Annotated in this window: 17 protein-coding genes; 10 read left to right on the forward strand and 7 right to left on the reverse strand. The window is 41.6% G+C overall.

The genetic code is table 11. From position 1 onward, the window contains the following. Positions 1-260: 260 nt before the first annotated feature. From gyrA to dnaA, 7 genes are all read right to left on the reverse strand, one after another. On the reverse strand, positions 261-2,783 hold the full coding sequence (gyrA, locus tag ACFPA1_RS23585; RefSeq protein ID WP_213147826.1) for a DNA gyrase subunit A: 2,523 nt from the start codon (positions 2,781-2,783) through the stop codon (positions 261-263). A gap of 191 nt (positions 2,784-2,974) precedes the next feature. Then, entirely contained in the window at positions 2,975-4,897 is a 1,923-nt protein-coding gene (gyrB, locus tag ACFPA1_RS23590; RefSeq protein ID WP_213147827.1) for a DNA topoisomerase (ATP-hydrolyzing) subunit B, read from the reverse strand. A gap of 66 nt (positions 4,898-4,963) precedes the next feature. Beyond that, the gene (remB, locus tag ACFPA1_RS23595) at positions 4,964-5,212 is read right to left on the reverse strand and encodes an extracellular matrix regulator RemB (RefSeq protein WP_213116948.1); all 249 of its coding nucleotides are present in this window, start codon (positions 5,210-5,212) and stop codon (positions 4,964-4,966) included. Between the two features lie 8 nt (positions 5,213-5,220). Beyond that, positions 5,221-6,339, reverse strand: a complete 1,119-nt coding sequence (gene recF, locus ACFPA1_RS23600) for a DNA replication/repair protein RecF (protein WP_213147828.1) — start codon at positions 6,337-6,339, stop codon at positions 5,221-5,223. Between the two features lie 19 nt (positions 6,340-6,358). Then, on the reverse strand, positions 6,359-6,574 hold the full coding sequence (yaaA, locus tag ACFPA1_RS23605) for a S4 domain-containing protein YaaA (protein WP_378586290.1): 216 nt from the start codon (positions 6,572-6,574) through the stop codon (positions 6,359-6,361). A 150-nt stretch (positions 6,575-6,724) separates the two neighbouring features. Further along, the gene (gene dnaN / locus ACFPA1_RS23610; protein ID WP_213147830.1) at positions 6,725-7,861 is read right to left on the reverse strand and encodes a DNA polymerase III subunit beta; all 1,137 of its coding nucleotides are present in this window, start codon (positions 7,859-7,861) and stop codon (positions 6,725-6,727) included. Positions 7,862-8,045: 184 nt separating this feature from the next. Next, a complete protein-coding gene (gene dnaA, locus ACFPA1_RS23615; protein WP_213147831.1) occupies positions 8,046-9,392 on the reverse strand; it encodes a chromosomal replication initiator protein DnaA in 1,347 nt (448 codons plus the stop codon). Positions 9,393-10,061: 669 nt separating this feature from the next. Here dnaA and rpmH point away from each other — a divergent pair. The 10 genes from rpmH to ACFPA1_RS23665 all read left to right on the forward strand — a co-directional run bounded on the left by rpmH (position 10,062) and on the right by ACFPA1_RS23665 (position 19,879). Then, positions 10,062-10,196: a 50S ribosomal protein L34 gene (gene rpmH / locus ACFPA1_RS23620; protein ID WP_066059809.1), complete on the forward strand. Its 135-nt coding sequence runs from the start codon at positions 10,062-10,064 to the stop codon at positions 10,194-10,196. Positions 10,197-10,523: 327 nt separating this feature from the next. Beyond that, entirely contained in the window at positions 10,524-10,871 is a 348-nt protein-coding gene (gene rnpA, locus ACFPA1_RS23625; RefSeq protein WP_213116953.1) for a ribonuclease P protein component, read from the forward strand. 159 nt (positions 10,872-11,030) lie between these two features. Further along, positions 11,031-11,804: a YidC family membrane integrase SpoIIIJ gene (gene spoIIIJ / locus ACFPA1_RS23630; protein WP_213147832.1), complete on the forward strand. Its 774-nt coding sequence runs from the start codon at positions 11,031-11,033 to the stop codon at positions 11,802-11,804. Continuing rightward, entirely contained in the window at positions 11,801-12,427 is a 627-nt protein-coding gene (gene jag / locus ACFPA1_RS23635) for an RNA-binding cell elongation regulator Jag/EloR (RefSeq protein WP_378586297.1), read from the forward strand. The genes spoIIIJ and jag overlap by 4 nt, the downstream gene beginning before the upstream one ends. 301 nt (positions 12,428-12,728) lie before the next feature. Further along, the gene (mnmE, locus tag ACFPA1_RS23640) at positions 12,729-14,114 is read left to right on the forward strand and encodes a tRNA uridine-5-carboxymethylaminomethyl(34) synthesis GTPase MnmE (RefSeq protein WP_378586300.1); all 1,386 of its coding nucleotides are present in this window, start codon (positions 12,729-12,731) and stop codon (positions 14,112-14,114) included. A gap of 257 nt (positions 14,115-14,371) precedes the next feature. Continuing rightward, the gene (gene mnmG, locus ACFPA1_RS23645; RefSeq protein ID WP_213147835.1) at positions 14,372-16,261 is read left to right on the forward strand and encodes a tRNA uridine-5-carboxymethylaminomethyl(34) synthesis enzyme MnmG; all 1,890 of its coding nucleotides are present in this window, start codon (positions 14,372-14,374) and stop codon (positions 16,259-16,261) included. Positions 16,262-16,282: 21 nt separating this feature from the next. After that, the gene (rsmG, locus tag ACFPA1_RS23650) at positions 16,283-16,999 is read left to right on the forward strand and encodes a 16S rRNA (guanine(527)-N(7))-methyltransferase RsmG (protein ID WP_213147836.1); all 717 of its coding nucleotides are present in this window, start codon (positions 16,283-16,285) and stop codon (positions 16,997-16,999) included. Between the two features lie 138 nt (positions 17,000-17,137). Beyond that, on the forward strand, positions 17,138-18,001 hold the full coding sequence (gene noc, locus ACFPA1_RS23655; RefSeq protein WP_378586305.1) for a nucleoid occlusion protein: 864 nt from the start codon (positions 17,138-17,140) through the stop codon (positions 17,999-18,001). A gap of 272 nt (positions 18,002-18,273) precedes the next feature. Continuing rightward, entirely contained in the window at positions 18,274-19,035 is a 762-nt protein-coding gene (locus ACFPA1_RS23660; protein WP_213116960.1) for a ParA family protein, read from the forward strand. Beyond that, on the forward strand, positions 19,028-19,879 hold the full coding sequence (locus tag ACFPA1_RS23665) for a ParB/RepB/Spo0J family partition protein (protein ID WP_378586309.1): 852 nt from the start codon (positions 19,028-19,030) through the stop codon (positions 19,877-19,879). The genes ACFPA1_RS23660 and ACFPA1_RS23665 overlap by 8 nt, the downstream gene beginning before the upstream one ends. Positions 19,880-19,883 lie beyond the last annotated feature (4 nt).

Below are 19,883 nucleotides of genomic sequence, written 5' to 3' on the forward strand. Positions count from 1 at the left end.
ATAAAGTTGAGTTGATTAGCTCAAAAATGTTACGTTGGCTTCGTTTCAAATGAAACGAATATTATTGTTTGTTGACGTTTTTGCTTGTTTAGTTTTCAAAGGTCAATTTCTCTATCGCTCAGAAGCGACTTTATAAATATACCACCGGTCCAAGTTAAAGTCAACAAGTTTTAATCATTTTTTTACTATATAAATATAATAAATTCAAAAGTACTGTTAAATATAGCAAACGGAGCACCTATTACAGTGCTCCGTTTATGTTATTCTTCATCAGAATTGATATTCACATCTGAGTTTTCACCTGATGCGTCTTCTTCTGTTTCCTCTGTATTATCATTTTCCTGGACTTCTTCTTTTTCTACTTTAGCTACAGTTGCCACATATTCATTCTTTTCATCGCCAAGGCTGATTAGTTTTACACCCTGTGTATTCCGGCCCATTTTGGAAATGCCGGCTACATCGATACGAATCAAGACCCCGCCTGTTGTAATCAGCATCAAGTCCTCTTCGCCGGTTACCGCTCTCATCGAGACAAGCTCACCGTTCTTATCTGTAATATGGCACGTCTTAATACCTTTCCCGCCGCGGCCTTGAATGCGGTACTCAGAAGCAGCAGTCCGCTTCCCGTAGCCATTTTTCGTTACGATCAGCACTTCATTATCTTCCTCAAGCACTTCCATGCCGACAACCTCATCATCACTGTCCAAGGTAATGCCTTTTACCCCTGTAGCGGTGCGGCCCATCGAACGGACATCTGTTTCTGGGAAGCGGATCAGCATACCTTTTTTTGTACCGATAATAATATGCTTGCTGCCATCAGTCATACGGGCAGAGATAAGCTCATCGCCCTCACGCAGACTTATGGCGATAAGTCCATTATTCCGGATATGGGCAAACGATGACAGCGGTGACCGCTTGGAGACACCTTCTTTTGTGGTAAAGAACAGGAACCAATCGTCCACAAATTCTTCAACAGGGATAATTGCGTTTACCCATTCACCTTTTTCAATACCCAGCAGATTGATAATCGGAATGCCTTTCGCCGTGCGGCCGTACTCCGGAATTTCGTAACCTTTGGAACGATAGACCTTCCCCTTATTCGTAAAGAAAAGAATCGTATCATGGGTTGAAGTCGTGATCAAATGCTCGACAAAATCATCCTCATTGGTGCCCATACCTTGGATTCCGCGGCCGCCGCGTTTTTGTGCGCGGTACGTGGAGACAGGGAGACGCTTAATATAACCGTTATGGGTTAATGAGATGACGATGTTTTCGCGTGGAATCAAATCCTCATCCTCAATGTTTTCAATTCCGCCTGCTGCGATCTCAGTGCGGCGTTTATCATTGAAACGTTCTTTTATTTCAAGAAGTTCTTCGCGGATAATTTCAAGGACCTTTTCCTCGTCCGCTAAAATGGCTTTTAACTCTGCAATGAGTTTTACAAGCTCCTGATATTCATCTTCAATCTTTTCTCTTTCCAAGCCTGTTAAACGCTGCAAGCGCATATCAAGGATGGCCTGGGCTTGTTTTTCTGAAAGATTAAATTGGGTCATTAACCCTTCACGGGCGATATCTGTCGTTTGCGAGTTGCGGATTAACGTAATGATAGCGTCAATATGGTCAAGTGCGATCCGCAGACCTTCTAAAATATGTGCCCTTGCTTCGGCCTTACGCAATTCAAATGCAGTACGGCGGCGAATGACTACCTTTTGATGCTCTAAATAATAGACTAAACATTGCTTTAGGCTTAGCACCTTTGGCTGTCCATTCACAAGTGCTAGGGTGTTAATTCCAAAGCTGGTTTGCAGGGCCGTCTGCTTGTATAAATTATTCAGCAGAACATTGGCGTTGGCATCCTTACGAACTTCAATGACAATCCGCATTCCGCGGCGGTCTGATTCATCGCGCAAGTCAGTGATGCCATCAATCTTTTTATCACGGACCAACTCTGCTATTTTTTCAATCAGTTTTGCCTTATTTACCTGGTAGGGAAGCTCATTAACAATAATGACCTCTTTACCATTAGACTTCTGCTCAATTTCCACTTTAGCCCTTATTGTAATGGAGCCCCGTCCGGTTTCATAAGCCTTGCGGATGCCGCTGCGGCCTAAGATGATCCCTCCAGTAGGGAAATCAGGCCCCGGGATGATCTCCATCAGCTCCTGAGTGGTAATGTCAGGGTCATGGCTGACAGCCAAGACCGCATCGATCGTCTCACCAAGCTGATGAGGCGGGATGTTGGTTGCCATCCCAACGGCAATTCCGGTTGTACCGTTCACTAATAGGTTAGGGAACCGCGCTGGCAAGACAACCGGTTCTCTTTCCTCACCATCATAGTTATCTTGATAATCAATCGTGTCTTTGTTAATATCTCTTAATAATTCCATTGAGATTTTCGACATTCTTGATTCAGTGTAACGCATCGCCGCAGCTGCATCACCGTCAACTGACCCGAAGTTCCCGTGGCCATCGACAAGCATGTAGCGATAGTTGAAATCCTGCGCCATCCGGACCATTGTTTCATAAACGGCGGAGTCACCATGCGGGTGATACTTACCAATAACATCCCCGACAATACGGGCTGACTTTTTATATGGTTTGTCCGCATGAATTCCTAGATCGTGCATAGCATAAAGAATACGGCGGTGAACCGGCTTCAGGCCATCACGAACATCCGGAAGGGCACGTGAAACGATAACACTCATTGCATAGTCAAGAAACGAAGATTTCATTTCTTGGCTAATATTAATTTCTTTTACCTGAGAATTTGGTGTTTCAGCCATAATTGGTACCTCCTATTAGGGTGTCACCTAAAATAAAAAAGGAGGATAGTGGACACCTCTACCCTTTTTCCCTTTTTTTAGCTAATAGGAAATTATAAATTTCCACAAATTATAATTTCCTAACGCATAAATACAACTACATCTCTATCTTCGTCCTATCGGACTCGCCAATCGGCGAGTTTTCATTTATGTTATATATCTAAGTTTTTCACGTATTGAGCGTTTTCTTCGATAAAGTTCCGGCGTGGTTCAACCTTTTCCCCCATCAGCATATCGAAGGTGTCATCCGCTTCGATCGCATCTTCAAGACTTACCTGAAGCATCGTTCTCGAACCTGGATCCATGGTTGTTTCCCATAACTGTTCAGGATTCATTTCTCCCAAACCTTTATAGCGCTGAATATTAGGCTTAGGCTGGCTTGGCAGCTCGGCAAAAACCTTGTCAAGTTCCTTGTCATTATAGGCATATTCTATACGTTTCCCCTGCTGCACTTTGTAAAGAGGGGGCTGGGCGATATATACATAACCCGCTTCAATAATTTTCCTCATATAGCGGTAAAAGAAGGTCAGCAGCAGCGTACGAATATGGGCGCCATCGACGTCCGCATCTGTCATGATGATGACTTTATGATAGCGGGCTTTTCCAATATCAAAATCCTCACCAATCCCAGTGCCAATGGCTGTAATCATTGCCCGGACTTCATTATTGGAAAGAATCCGATCAAGACGAGCCTTTTCAACGTTCAGAATCTTACCGCGAAGCGGCAGGATTGCTTGGAAATGACGGTCGCGTCCTTGTTTCGCCGATCCACCCGCTGAGTCACCCTCAACGATATACAATTCGCTTTCCGATGGGTCTTTAGAAGAGCAGTCCGCCAATTTCCCGGGTAAACTAGATACTTCTAGTGCACTCTTGCGGCGGGTCAATTCCCTTGCCTTTTTGGCAGCGAGCCTTGCTCTTGCCGCCATTAGACCTTTATCGACAATCTTTTTAGCAACCATCGGATTTTCTAACAAGAACTTTTCAAAATGCTGAGCAAAAACGGTATCTGTTATCGCCCTGACTTCAGAATTTCCGAGTTTCGTTTTCGTTTGCCCCTCAAATTGCGGGTCCGGATGCTTAATCGAAACAATCGCTGTCAGGCCTTCGCGAACATCCTCACCGGAAAGGTTTGCATCGCTTTCTTTAATCAGATTGTTTTTCCTAGCATAATCGTTAATAACCCTCGTTAATGCCGTTTTAAAACCAGATTCGTGGGTTCCGCCTTCGTACGTATGAATATTATTAGCGAATGAGTAGATGTTATCTGTATAGCCTTCATTGTATTGCAGGGCAACCTCAACGCTGATTCCATCCTTTTCACCCTCCATGTAGATAGGCTCTTCAAGAATGACCTCTTTTGTCCGGTTTAAATGCTCCACATAGGATTTAATTCCGCCCTCATAATGATACTCATTGCGTTTATTTTCGACACGCTTATCTTCTATGGTGATTTTGATTCCTCGGTTAAGGAATGCAAGTTCACGAAGGCGTGTTGCCAGAATGTCAAATTCATACTCAAGTGTTTCTGTAAAAATTTCTCCGTCCGGCCTAAAATGGGTGATGGTTCCGGTTTTGTCGGTTGTTCCGACCACCTTTAGTTCAGAAGCGACATTGCCGCGTTCAAATTTTATTTCGTGAATTTTGCCGTCGCGATGTACATAGACTTCAAGCTCAGTAGATAGGGCATTAACAACCGATGCACCAACACCGTGCAGTCCGCCTGAAACCTTATAACCTCCGCCGCCAAACTTTCCTCCGGCATGGAGAACTGTCATAATGACCTCAACGGCAGGTCTGCCCATTTTTTCTTGGATGTCGACTGGAATACCGCGCCCGTTATCCGTTACCGTAATGCTGTTATCTTCTTCAATCGTGACATTGATTTCGTCACAGTAACCTGCAAGTGCCTCGTCAATACTATTATCAACGATTTCCCAAACAAGATGGTGAAGCCCTTTGCCGCTTGTTGAACCGATGTACATACCCGGTCTTTTCCTTACAGCCTCTAGGCCCTCCAACACTTGTATCTGATTGGCATCATATGCCTGCTCCTGAACTGCTTTTTGATCCATTGTCACTTGATTCACCTGCACTTTCTGCCAAATAAATCCTTATTTTTTTGAAAAATTATTATACTATTAAAATTCTTGTAAATGCATTTGGCTGGAACGTCTTTTTAACGTTCCGGAGGCTATCGGGGACAAATACACTTTGTCAAATGTAATCACAACTGATTTAAAAGGATTTTTTGAGAGGTTGATGACCTTATCCTGATGCCGCTGCAGGAATTCCCCAGCCAACTCAGAATTTTTCACACTATCTTTGTCCAATATGGAGATAATATCCTTTGCCCTAATATTGAGATCTTCCCCGATATGAATATACATGTTCCACCTCAATCTACTTTCTGAATAATACCGGACGAAACCTGGAAGGTTGAGGCTTCCTTTAATGTCTGGTGGTCTATGCCATCAACACTGGTTGTGGTAACAAAGGTTTGAACTTTACCCTGAATGGTATTTAATAAATGCGATTGCCGATAATCATCTAATTCCGACAACACATCATCCAACAGTAAAATAGGATACTCACCAATTTCCGCCTGAATTAATTCAATTTCAGCGAGCTTTACCGACAGTGCAGTCGTCCGCTGCTGTCCTTGTGATCCGAACGTTTGCACATCTCTTCCGTTTACGAAAAACAATAAATCGTCCCGATGTGGGCCAAATAGGGTAGTACCGCGTTCGATTTCTTTTGTCTTCACCTTTCCGAACTTTTCTTCAAAGCATGTTACCATTTTCGACAACTCTTGTTCTTCTAATACCTCTACGGAAGGTTTATAGTTGATTTCAAGTGTTTCCAGGCCTCTTGATATCCCTTTATGAATCGGACCAGCCCATTTTGCAAGCAAGTGAAGGAATTCAAATCTCTTCGCAATAATCTTTACAGCAACTTGAATAAACTGCTCTGTTAAGATCTCGAGCATTGTTTGGTCCGTTTGTTTTTTTATCTGAAGCATTTTCAGATAATGATTGCGCTGTTGAAGTATTTTTTGATATTGGCTCATATCATGTAAGTAAATAGGGGATATCTGGCCAATTTCCATATCAATAAATCGCCTGCGCACCTGCGGACTTCCTTTTACCAAATTAAGATCCTCAGGAGCAAACATGACAACATTCATATTCCCGACATACTGGCTTAACTTCTGCTGCTCAATATGATTAAGTCGTGCTTTTTTTCCCTTTTTTGAAATAACTAATTGTAAAGGCAATGAGCTGTACTGTTTTTGAACCCTACCCTCTATTTTAGCATACTCCTCGTCCCAGCGAATAAGTTCTTTATCATTAGAGGTCCGGTGGGACTTAGCCATGGCCAAAACATAAATGGATTCCATCACATTGGTTTTGCCTTGAGCATTTTCACCTAATATGACATTTACTTTATTTTCAAATTCAATAAATAACTCTTCATAATTGCGATAGTTTTTTAACGATAATGCTTCAATATACATAAGACTTCTCGTCCTTTAGCTATTCGGTAATCACAAATTCTCCAATACCAGGAATTTGGACTTTGTCACCGGCGCGAAGTTTCCTTCCTCTTCTTTGATCCTGTTCGCCATTTATAAACACTTCATGCTCACTTAAGAACCACTTGGACATTCCGCCAGTAGAAATAACATCGGCAATCTGCAAGAACTGTCCCAATGTTATAAATTCCGCTTCGAGCTTTATTTTTTCAGGCATCCGCATCACCTTATTCTTAAAAAGTCTCAATACTTTATTTTACTAAAAAAACGGAACAGTTACAAAGGAAACCAAAAATAAACTTATGTTTGTCAAAAAGAAGGCCGCCAGTGGAAAAAAGGCGGCCTATGAATAATAGCTTATATATGTTTAGTACGTTCTTACCGGCAAGATAAGCTGTAAAATCGTTTCATCATGAAGCGGGCGGATCAGGAATGGACGCATCGCCCCAGTAAAGCTCACTCTAATGTCCGTTCCTTCAAGAGCCTTCAACGCATCCATCATGTATTTAGCACTGAAAGAAATTTTTAAATCTTCTCCCTCAATCGATTCACTTTGGATTTCTTCGACAACCTTCCCGATTTCTGGGGTATTGGAGGAGATTTCAATGATTCCTCCCTCAATGGTAGAAAGCTTAACCACATTATTTCTGCCTTCGCGTGCTAAAAGGGAAGCACGATCAATAGCATGTAAAAATTCCTTTGTGTTGACAGTGACATCCGTTTTGCTTTCATTCGGAATCAATCTTGATGTATCAGGATAGTTTCCTTCCAACAATCTTGAGAAAAATAAAAGGTGCTTTGCTTTAAACAAAATTTGATTCTCGGTAATGACAATATCAATTTGCTCATTCGAGTCATCAATAATTTTGCTAAGTTCATTCAGGCTTTTTCCTGGAATGACAACGTTGTAGCTATCACTCGTCTCCATTTCTACTTTAGCTTTGCGGAGTGCAAGGCGATGGCTATCTGTTGCAATACAGGTTAATTCGCCATTCTCAATTCGCCAGTTTACACCTGTCAAGATTGGCCGTGTTTCAGATGTGGACACCGCAAAATGAGTTTGTCTGATCATTGCCTTCAATAGGTCAGTGGCAATATGGAATTTATTATTTTCTTCAATCTGTGGCAGGTGTGGATATTCCTCTGCATCCAAACCAATCAGGTTAAATTCTGATTTACCGGAACGAATAACGGTTTGCAGGTGGTTTAATACCTCAATTTCGACAGAATCTGTTGGCAGCTTTTTCACGATTTCGCTAAAGAACTTCGCCTGCAAAACAATGGAGCCTGTTTGTTTAATTTCGACAATCTCATCGCCGGCGTCTTCTTTAGGAATAAAGGATTCAATGGAAATATCAGAATCACTTCCAGTTAAGGTTACTCCCTCGTCCGTTGTGGTGATTTTAATCCCCGTTAAGATTGGAATGGTTGTTCTCGATGTGACAGCCTTCATTACATCCTGGACACTTTGAACTAAGCGGTCGCGTTGGATTATAAATTTCATGTTTAAATCCTCCGTTTTAGGAATATTTTTTAATGCAATTACATATAATATTTTATTAAAAAAATTAGTAGAAGTACTAGTAGGGCTTGTTAACATGTGGATAACTAACTTTTTCAAAGGAAAGACAGCCTATCCACATGTGGACAGACTGTGTATACATTCTCGTAAGTTATTCACAATAGGTCTAAATTTTCAACAGGTCATTTAGTTCTTTAATTTGCCGTTGCAGTTGAGAATCAGTTAGCAGCAGCTTTGAAATTTTTTCATGAGCATGAATAACAGTGGTGTGGTCACGGCCGCCGAATTCTTCTCCTATTTTCGGCAAAGAATAATCGGTTAATTCACGAGATAAGTACATGGCAATCTGCCTAGGAAAGGCAATTGACTTTGTCCGCTTTTTCGCCTTAAAGTCTTCAAGCTTAATGCTAAAATGTTCGCCAACAATCTTTTGAATATCATGAATGGTAATTACCTTTGGCTTAGAGGAAGGAATAATATCCTTCAATGCCTCCGCTGCCAGATCAGCATTGATATCCTTATTGATTAACGAAGAATAAGCGACAACTCGGATCAGTGCCCCTTCAAGCTCACGAATGTTGGAATCAATTTGATTCGCAATATACAGCATCACTTCATTAGGAATATCGAGGCCCTCTGCCTTCGCTTTCTTTCGCAAAATGGCAATTCTCGTTTCCAAATCTGGAGGGGTGATATCTGTGATTAAGCCCCACTCAAAGCGTGAACGCAAGCGGTCCTCCAAGGTTGGAATTTCTCTTGGCGGCCGGTCACTGGAAATGACGATTTGTTTACTTTCTTCATGAAGGCTGTTAAAGGTATGGAAAAATTCCTCCTGGGTTGATTCTTTTCCAGCCAAAAACTGAATATCATCTATAAGGAGGACATCCACGTTTCGATATTTATTGCGGAAATTCTCAGCCTTGTTGTCACGAATCGAGTTAATAAATTCATTTGTAAATTTTTCTGATGATAAATAAACTACTTTAGCTGAAGGATTATGGTCTAAAACATAATGGCCGATCGCATGCATTAAGTGCGTTTTTCCTAATCCGACGCCTCCGTAAATAAATAAGGGATTGTATGCTTTGGCCGGGGCTTCCGCAACGGCAAGCGAAGCAGCATGGGCAAAGCGGTTTCCGGATCCAATTACAAAAGTATCAAATGTATATTTTGAATTTAAAATATTGGAAGGAAAATCGTTATGCTCATCATCCTTTTTCGCCTTTTTTGGCGGTGTCGGGATTTCAAGCTCCTCTTCCTTCTGATTTTGCGGAATGATAAACTTTACAGCTAATTCTTCCCCTGTAATATCGTAAAGAATTCCAGAAATCAACTGAGAATAGCGTTCCTCCAGCCAATCGCGGGCAAACTCATTTGGCGCTGTGATGACAAGCAAATCGCCCTGAAGGGAATGAGCCTTTGTTGATTTTAGCCAAGTATCAAAGCTTGGTTTGCTGATTTTTTTCTCTATATTGGCAAGGGCCGCATGCCAAAGATCCGCAATATTTTCCACTAGTTTCCCTCCTTTTTAATTAAATACTCCGATGACGTTAAACTCCTAAGAAACGTTATCTATTTGAATTATTCATCTCTCATTCGGTGCAATATTTGGTATGAAAATTTTTTTCATCCGTGAGTACAACCTATTAATTTATTAAAATATGAACAGTGCTTGTGGAAAACATATAATAAGGAAATAATGTGGAGTTTCGACAATATCCACCTCTTGTGGACAAGTTTTTACAGAACCGTTGAATAAACTATCCACATGTTATCCACAGTTTGTGGATAAAGATTAAGGGTGACAAAGTTATTCAGAGTGAAAACACAAATATAATAACAAATAATATCAAGGTTTGCAATGGTTTTTCGAGATTTATCCACAACCCTGGCAGACTGTGTATGAAAATTGTCCACAGGTTGATAATTTGTGAAAATCCTGTCAATATCTTGTGTGGATAGTCCGAAATTTGTCGATTTTTTATCCACAGAGGATTGAGAGAAGCCTTCAGGCTATTTTTTATCTAAACGGGCAAAATAATTCTTACCGAACCGAATCAAAGGGATCTGGGAAAAGGTAACAATATTAGGACAGTAGTTGACAATTTAAAGTTAACATCTTTATAATAAGTAAGACTGTCGTTTTAAATTTATAGGCTTATCCTCTGGGAGGTGTAATATAATGAAAAGAACGTATCAACCAAATAAGCGTAAGCACAGCAAAGTTCACGGTTTCCGCAGCCGCATGAGTTCAGCAAACGGACGTAAAGTTCTTGCTCGCCGTCGCCGTAAAGGAAGAAAAGTATTATCAGCTTAGACCACTGAAACGTCTCAGTGGTCTTTTTTTAAATCACTTTATAAATGGAAACTCGCCGATTGGCAAGTCCGCTAGGACGGTTCATGAGGCGTAGTTGAATTTATACTTTCTTATTAGCTAAAAAAACGCTTTTTGATTCAGAACAACGTTGATTGGAGCGGAAGGCGCGAAGACTCCTGCGGGAGTTATGGGATAGGGGAGACCCCAAGGTGCAAACCGACAAGGAGGGCTCCCTGACAACCCTACCCTCGAACTGCTTGCGCCTGGAGCGGAAATCAACAGACCTGTTTAACAGGGCCTTTAGAATAAGGAGGACTGTTCGATTTTATGAAAAAGGAGCTCCGAATTAAAAAGAATCAGGACTTTCAAGTGGTTTTTCAAAAGGGTCGTTCTTTTGCCAACCGGCAATTTGTTGTCTATTCATTAGAAAAAGAAGGACAGAGCCATTTTCGAATTGGATTGTCTGTCAGCAAAAAGCTAGGCAATGCCGTAACAAGAAATCAAATTAAAAGATATGTCAGGCAAGCAATTTTCGAGCTGAAAGAACAATTAACGCCAGGAAATGATTATGTGATTATCGCCAGGAAGCCTGCCAGCGAAATGGACTTTTTTGAGATCAAAAGCAGTCTAACCCATGTATTAAAAGTTGGTAAGGTTTTAAGAAAAAATGATTAGGTGATAATTGTTAAGGAACTAGCCAAATTCAGCACAAATTGAACACACATAACCTGTAAAAAAATGATAAAATATCCTTTGAAACATAGCATCGGGGGAAATACATAAAAAAGAGGACAAGCAATTATCTATTATAAAGGAACAAGGAGGAAAAACTGGTTGAACAAACGAATATTATTGTTATTCGGACTGCTTTCTGTATTCCTGCTGCTGACTGGCTGCAGTGAATTCAATAAACCGATTACAGAAGAGAGCACAGGTTTTTGGAATGAATATATTGTTTATCCATTATCATGGCTGATTAAAGAAATGGCTTATTTACTTGGTGGAAACTTTGGATTATCGATTATCGTTGTTACTATTCTAATCCGCCTGGTGATCCTGCCGCTGATGATTAAACAGACAAAAAGCTCAAAAGCAATGCAGGCTTTGCAGCCGGAAATGAAAAAGCTTCGTGAGAAATACAGTTCAAAAGATGCAAAAACACAGCAAAAGCTCCAGCAGGAGACGATGGCTCTTTTCCAAAAACATGGGGTTAACCCAATGGCGGGCTGTTTTCCGTTAATCGTTCAAATGCCGATTTTAATTGGGTTTTATCATGCGATTTCGAGAACAAGAGAAATTGCTCAGGATAGCTTCCTTTGGTTTGACCTTGGTGAAAAGGATCCATATTATATCCTGCCAATCGTTGCGGGGATCACTACATTTATTCAGCAAAAAATCATGATGGCGGGTCAGGAGCAGAATCCGCAAATGGCGATGATGCTTTGGATGATGCCAATTATGATTGTAATTTTTGCTTTCAACTTCCCAGCAGCTCTTTCCTTGTATTGGGTTGTCGGAAATATTTTCATGATTGTGCAAACCTATTTTATTAAAGGACCGGATTTAAAGGCGCAGACATCCGGTAATGCGGGAGGAGCAAAAAAGTGAAACAGGTAACTGCTACAGGACAAACCGTCGAAGAAGCAGTAGAATCAGCTTTAGCTCAATTAAAGACTTCAAAGGACCGCACTGAAATAAACATCATTGATGAAGGTAAGAAAGGGATTTTTGGCATTTTCGGATCACGGCCGGCGGTAGTAAAGGTGACCGTAATCCATGACCCGATTGAAGAAGCTAAGAAATTTCTGATGCAAGTCGGCGAACAAATGGGTGCACCTGTAAGTATTGATGTGAAGCGCGATGGTAAGCAGGTGCTGTTTGTTATGACAGGCGAGAAAATTGCGCTGCTTATTGGGAAGCGGGGACAAACACTCAACTCTCTTCAATATTTGACGCAATTAGTGATAAACCGCCATTCGGAGCAATACTTTACCGTGATTCTGGATGCTGAGGATTATCGAAACAGACGAAATGAAACACTCATCCAGCTGGCCAACCGCCTGGCGCAAAAAGCCGTTCAAACAGGAAAAGACGTCGCTCTTGAACCAATGCCATCCTACGAGCGTAAAGTTATTCATACTGCCTTATCCGAAAATAAACGGGTCAAAACCTCTTCCGATGGAACAGAACCCCATCGCCATATTGTAATTTCACCAGTGAGAACAAGATAACATCCTGCCAAAAGGCAGGGTGTTTTTTTATTATGAAAAGAAAAATATAAAACCCTTGGAGCGGAAATCAACAGCCTTTTTGGCAGTTTTTTTAAAAAAATCGCTGTGAATAACTTTTTCTTTGTGAAAATGTGTTTTATTGTTATTCACATGTGGATAAGTTAAAATAATACAAGGTATTATCAAGTGTGGATAATTCCAGCCAGTTAACTGCAAAGGCTGGCTTTTTTGTGGTATTCTATTATTTTGTATCGAAATCGAAACTTTATATAAATATTGTAATGCTTGCGAGGTGAAAAAAATGGAGTTTGATACAATTGCGGCCATATCGACACCGATAGGGGAGGGAGCCATTGCGATTGTACGATTGAGCGGAAATGAAGCCATTCCAATTGCAGATAAGCTATTTAGAAGTGTCAGCGGAAAGAAATTGGCGGAAATGTCCTCCCATACAATTCATTATGGTCATATCATTGATCCGAAAAGCGGCCAAGTGGCTGAAGAGGTTATGATCTCCTTGATGAAGGGCCCGAAGACTTTTACAAAAGAGGATGTAGTGGAAATTAACTGTCACGGTGGACTCGTCTCCGTCAATCGGGTGCTGCAGCTTGTCTTAAATAGCGGCGCAAGACTTGCCGAGCCAGGGGAATTTACGAAACGTGCTTTTCTAAATGGACGGATTGATTTATCACAGGCGGAAGCAGTCATTGATTTAATCCGGGCAAAAACTGACCGGGCGATGAATGTCGCCTTAGGACAAATGGAAGGTCGTCTTTCCAAGCTGATTCGCAGGTTAAGACAGGAGATTCTTGAAATTCTTGCCCACATTGAAGTGAATATTGACTACCCGGAATATGATGACGTAGAAGAGATGACACATACAATGCTTTTGCCGAAGGCTCATTATGTAAGGGAAGAATTAAATAAACTGTTGCAAACCTCCCAGCAGGGAAAGATTTTACGTGAAGGGTTGTCGACAGTAATTGTCGGCCGGCCTAATGTTGGAAAATCCTCTTTATTGAATAGTCTTGTTCAGGAGAATAAAGCGATTGTCACAGATATTCCAGGGACAACACGGGACGTTATCGAAGAGTATGTAAATGTCCGCGGTGTGCCGCTAAGGTTATTGGATACAGCTGGTATCAGGGAAACGGAAGATATCGTTGAACGGATCGGCGTCGAGCGTTCCCGCCAGGTTTTAAAAGAGGCGGACCTTATATTGCTGGTGTTAAACTATTCCGATCAACTGACAAAAGAGGATGAAAATCTTTTTGAAGCAGTTAACGGAATGGATGTAATTGTGATTGTCAACAAAACTGACCTGCCACAACAAATTGATATGAACCGGGTTAAGGAATTGGCAAAAGACCATAGGATTGTCACGACATCTCTATTGGAAGACCGCGGCGTTGATGAACTGGAGGAAGCAATCGCTGCTTTATTCTTTGCCGGTTCAATTGAAGCGAAGGATGCCACTTACGTTTCTAACACTCGCCATATTGCGCTGTTGAATCAAAGTTCACGGGCCATAGAGGAAGCGATTGAAGGTGTGGAAATTGGGACGCCTATCGATATTGTGCAAATTGATTTAACAAGAACATGGGAGCTGCTCGGGGAAATTATCGGTGACAGCGTCCATGAAAGTCTAATTGACCAGTTATTTTCGCAGTTCTGCTTAGGAAAGTAAGACCGCAGTGCGGCGATGCGGCCTGCCAGGGGTAAGATGAGGCTTCAGCTATCATTGTTTATAGCGGTTTGGCGGATAAAATAGTGAACTCGGCGGATATCCATTGAAGTTTGGCGGATTAAAACTAAAATTCGGCGGATATACGATGGAATTCCGCGGATATTTAACAGTATTTGGCGGATATAAAAACGTCGATTAATATGGATATACAATATAGAGTAATTTTTCCGTTTGAAAAACGGAAAAGGAGGAAAACCATGCAATACGAAGCAGGAAATTACGACGTCATTGTCGTTGGGGCCGGTCACGCCGGTTGTGAGGCGGGCCTCGCGGCGGCAAGACTGGGTGCGAAAACCTTAATGATTACCATCAATCTGGATATGGTGGCATTCATGCCATGTAACCCTTCAGTCGGAGGGCCGGCAAAAGGTATCGTGGTCCGGGAAATTGATGCACTTGGCGGGGAAATGGCCAAAAATATCGATAAAACCCTTATTCAAATCAGAATGCTGAACACAGGTAAAGGTCCAGCCGTCCGTGCACTTAGGGCCCAGGCCGATAAATTTGCCTACCAGCATGAAATGAAAAAGACCTTGGAAGAGGAAACCAACTTAACGTTAATTCAAGGTATGGTTGAGCAATTGATTGTCGAAGACGGAATTTGCACAGGTGTAGTTACCAAAACGGGTGCAGTATACCGTTCGAAAACCGTTGTTATTACAACAGGGACATTCCTTCGCGGTGAGATTATCATTGGCGAATTAAAATATTCCAGCGGCCCGAACAACCAGCAGCCATCCATCAAGCTGTCAGAGCATTTAGAACAGCTTGGCTTTGAGCTGGTCCGCTTTAAAACAGGAACACCACCAAGGGTAAACAGTAACACCATTGATTACAGCAAAACGGAGATTCAGCCTGGCGATGAAGAGCCGAGGGCATTCTCTTATGAAACAACAAAATACATTACCGATCAGCTTCCATGCTGGTTAACCTATACAAATGATCAAACACATTCCATCATTGACCAAAACCTTCATCGTTCACCGATGTTCTCAGGGATGATCAAAGGAACAGGTCCGCGTTATTGCCCATCCATCGAGGATAAAGTGGTTCGCTTTAATGACAAGCCGCGCCATCAAATTTTCCTGGAGCCGGAAGGAAGAAATACAAAGGAAGTGTATGTCCAGGGATTATCGACAAGTCTTCCTGAAGATGTACAGCAGCAAATCATTAAAACCGTCCCAGGACTTGAAAACGCCCAAATGATGCGGGCTGGTTACGCAATTGAGTACGATGCCATCGTTCCAACACAGCTGTGGCCGACTTTAGAGACAAAAGTGGTTAAAAATCTTTATACTGCCGGGCAAATTAATGGAACATCAGGCTATGAGGAAGCAGCAGGACAAGGTTTAATGGCGGGAATTAATGCCGGCTTAAATGCACTTGGCCGCGAAGAGCTTGTACTAAGCAGATCCGAAGCATATATTGGTGTACTGATTGATGATTTAATTACAAAGGGTACGAATGAACCATACCGCCTGTTAACTTCACGGGCAGAATATCGCCTCTTACTTCGTCATGATAATGCCGATTTGAGATTAACCGAAATAGGGCACAAAATTGGCATGATTCGCGATGAACGGTATCAAGCATTTTTAGCTAAAAAGGCAGCTGTTGAAGCGGAAAAGGAAAGATTGCGTTCTGTTATTTTAAAACCTTCTGCGGAAGTCCAAGAATTAATCAGAAACACAGGCGGCAGCGAATTAAAAGATGGAATCAGAGCCTCCGATTTATTGAAAAGACCGGAAATGACGTATGAACTGCTTGAGACATTGACGAAGTCAGAAGTTCCTATAGATGATGAAGTCAAGGAACAGGTGGAAATCCAAATTAAGTACGAAGGCTATATTGAAAAATCATTGCAGCAGGTTGAGCGGTTAAAGAAAATGGAAGATAAGAAGATACCAGAAAATATCGACTACGATGCCATTAGTGGGTTAGCAACAGAAGCAAAGCAAAAGCTGAAGAAAATCAGGCCGTTAACACTCGCTCAGGCTTCCAGAATTTCAGGGGTAAATCCGGCGGATATTTCTATTTTGCTTGTTTATTTGGAACAAGGACGGATTGCCAGAATCGCCAATGAATAATGGAGTGAGGAAGGAACTTTTATGAATATCGAACAATTCGAAACAAGTTTAAAGGAAAAAGGAATTGCCCTAAACAGCACCCAGCTTGGCCAGTTTGAAAAGTATTATGAAACGCTGGTTGAGTGGAATGAAAAAATGAACTTAACGGCAATAACGGAAAAAAGCGAAGTCTATTTAAAGCATTTTTATGATTCCATTTCAGCAGCGTTTTATTTCGACTTTACCAAACCATTTCGCCTTTGTGATGTTGGGGCAGGCGCTGGATTTCCGAGCATTCCGTTAAAAATTGCCTTTCCTCATATTGATGTAACGATTGTTGACTCGCTAAATAAGCGGATCACATTTTTAAATCACCTAGCAGCTACATTAAATTTAGAAAAGGTTCAATTCGTCCATGACCGTGCGGAAACGTTTGGTGTCAATCCAAACTATCGGGAAAGCTTTGATGTGGTGACAGCGAGAGCGGTTGCCAGAATGTCTGTGTTAAGTGAGCTTTGCCTTCCGCTTGTCAAAGTCGGCGGTCACTTCCTGGCATTAAAAGCAGTTAATGCGGAGGAAGAATTAAAAACGGGCCAAAAGGCAATTGCAGCACTTGGCGGCAAACTCATCAACTCTCATACCTTTAACCTGCCGATTGAGGAATTCGACAGAACGATCATCATCATTAAAAAAGAAAAACAAACGCCCAAAAAATACCCGCGTAAGCCGGGTGTTCCTGGAAAAACCCCAATTGAATAGGTGAATTTGAAAGTTCGGATGGGATTGGATATTTCTTAGGGCTGACAATTTTGCGATAAAAATGATATCCTAGGCAGGAAGAATATATCGACATAGAGAATAAGTAAAAGGGAGTTTTTCGTAAAGGTGGTGTCGGGGATGAAAAATTCATTTACACGCTTTTTTGGCTTTGCTGATAAGGGAGAACAAACTGTTGAGCTTGAAGAAGAGCTGAATATAGAGAGAAACGAAGAAATTAAGAAAATACCGATAGACCAAATTGTTCCTAACCGATTTCAGCCGCGAACAGTTTTTGATGAAGAGAAAATTGAGGAATTATCCAGAACCATTCATACACATGGTATTATACAGCCAATTGTTGTAAGAGAGTTTGCTTCAGGCCAATATGAAATTATCGCTGGGGAACGCCGCTGGCGGGCGATGAAGAAATTAGGTTGGGATGAAGCTCCGGCTATTGTAAAAAATTTAAACGATTCGCAAACCGCTTCCGTTGCTCTTATTGAAAACCTTCAGCGGGAAGAGCTATCGCCGATTGAAGAGGCGATTGCTTATAGCAAGCTGCTTGAGCTTCACAACCTCACACAGGAGGCTTTGGCTCAACGCCTTGGCAAGGGGCAGTCAACCGTTGCCAACAAGCTGCGTCTTCTTAAATTATCTCAGCCTATTCAGGATGCTTTATTAAATAAGACGATTACCGAGCGCCATGCCCGCGCCCTTATTCCGCTTAAGGATCCAGAAAAGCAAGTGGCTTTGCTTACAGAAATAATCGAGAGAAACTTGAACGTTAAACAGACGGAAGACCGGGTATTCAAACTGCTAGAGGAAAAAAATGAAAAGCCGAAAGCAAAGCGGAAGGCTTTCAGCAAAGATATGCGAATTGCTGTCAATACCATCCGCCAATCGTTATCAATGGTTTCTGACAGCGGAATTAACCTGAATTCTGAAGAAGAGGAATTTGAGGATTTCTATCAATTTACAATTCGCATTCCCAAGAAAAAATAATATAAACTAAAATGGTAAGAACCAGACAATTTTTTGTTTGGTTCTTTTTGTTTTTACAATAATCCCCAGTAACCCCGGTAATATCCAGTTAAGGGAAAAATATGTATTCGCCCTGGCTGTATTATTTTTTGAAAAAAAACAAAATCTGCCGAATTTCATGATAAAATAAAGGAATGGACTTTCCATATCATTTGGTGGATAATGTCAAAATAAGGGCATTTTAATAGAATATGAGATTTAAATTTTGGGAGAATTAAAGGGTAGGTGACATCGTGGGTAAAATCCTTGCAATCGCGAATCAGAAAGGCGGAGTCGGTAAAACGACTACTTCTGTCAACCTGGGCGCCTGCTTAGCACATATAGGAAAACGGGTCTTATTAGTAGATATTGACCCTCAAGGAAATGCAACTAGCGGAATTGGTATTGAAAAAGCAGAAGTCGACCAGTGTATATACGATGTTTTAGTAGATGATGTGGAAGCGAAGGAAGTCATTAAGCCGACAGCCGTGGAAAATTTATACGCTATCCCGGCCACGATCCAGCTGGCAGGGGCTGAAATTGAGTTGGTGCCGACCATTTCCAGAGAGGTTCGTTTAAAACGAGCTTTGGAAGAGGTGAAAGATCAATTTGATTATGTAATCATCGATTGTCCGCCATCATTAGGTTTATTGACGATTAATGCTTTAACAGCATCTGATGCCGTGCTAATCCCTGTACAGTGTGAATATTATGCCTTGGAGGGATTAAGTCAATTATTGAACACGGTAAGGCTGGTGCAAAAGCACTTGAATCAAGATCTAAAAATCGAAGGCGTATTATTAACAATGCTAGATGCAAGAACTAATCTTGGGATCCAGGTCATTGAGGAAGTGAAGAAGTACTTCCAGGATAAAGTGTATAAAACCATTATTCCAAGAAACGTTCGTCTAAGTGAGGCTCCAAGCCATGGGGAACCAATCATTAATTATGATGCCAGGTCCCGGGGCGCTGAAGTATATTTAGATTTAGCAAAGGAAGTGGTCTCGCATGGCTAAAGGCTTAGGAAAAGGCCTGAATGCATTTTTTACAATGGAAGCTGGCAAAGAGGAGACAATCCAAGAAATTAAACTAAAGGATTTACGTCCAAACCCCTACCAGCCTCGCAAGCATTTCCAACCAGAAGCCATTGAAGAATTGAAAGCTTCCATTTTAGAACATGGAATCCTGCAGCCGATTATTGTAAGAAAAAGTATAAAGGGCTTTGAAATTGTTGTAGGGGAACGCAGGTTTAGGGCTGCAAAAGAAGCAAAGCTTGAAACCGTCCCAGCTGTAGTGCGAGAGCTTTCTGAGCAGCAAATGATGGAATTAGCCGTCCTTGAAAACCTTCAGCGGGAGGATTTAAATCCAATTGAAGAAGGACAAGCCTACAACAACCTGATGGATAAGCTGAAATTGACCCAGGAAGAAGTAGCCAAACGTCTTGGAAAAAGCCGGCCGCATGTAGCTAACCATATCCGTCTATTGTCCCTGCCAGCAAACATTCAAGCGTTGATTTCTGAAGGGAAAATAACGATGGGACATGGCCGTGCCTTGCTTGGTCTTCGCCAAAAGGCAAAGCTTTCGGCAGTAGTCGAAAAGGTGGTTAAGGAATCATTAAACGTAAGGCAGCTTGAAAAACTAATTCAGCAGCTAAATGAAAATGTTCCACGTGAAACAAAAAATCCGGATAAGAAAAAGGATGTCTTTATTAAAGAACGGGAGCATTCATTAAGGGAACGGTTTGGAACATCAGTGCACATTAAACAAAACAAGAATAAAGGGAAAATTGAAATTGAATTTTTCTCCCAGGACGATTTGGAACGAATTCTATCGCTTTTGGGACCGGATGATACAGATTAAGCCA

The organism is Neobacillus sp. GCM10023253, from assembly GCF_042653105.1.
Classification (GTDB): Bacteria; Bacillota; Bacilli; order Bacillales; family Cytobacillaceae; genus Neobacillus; species Neobacillus citreus.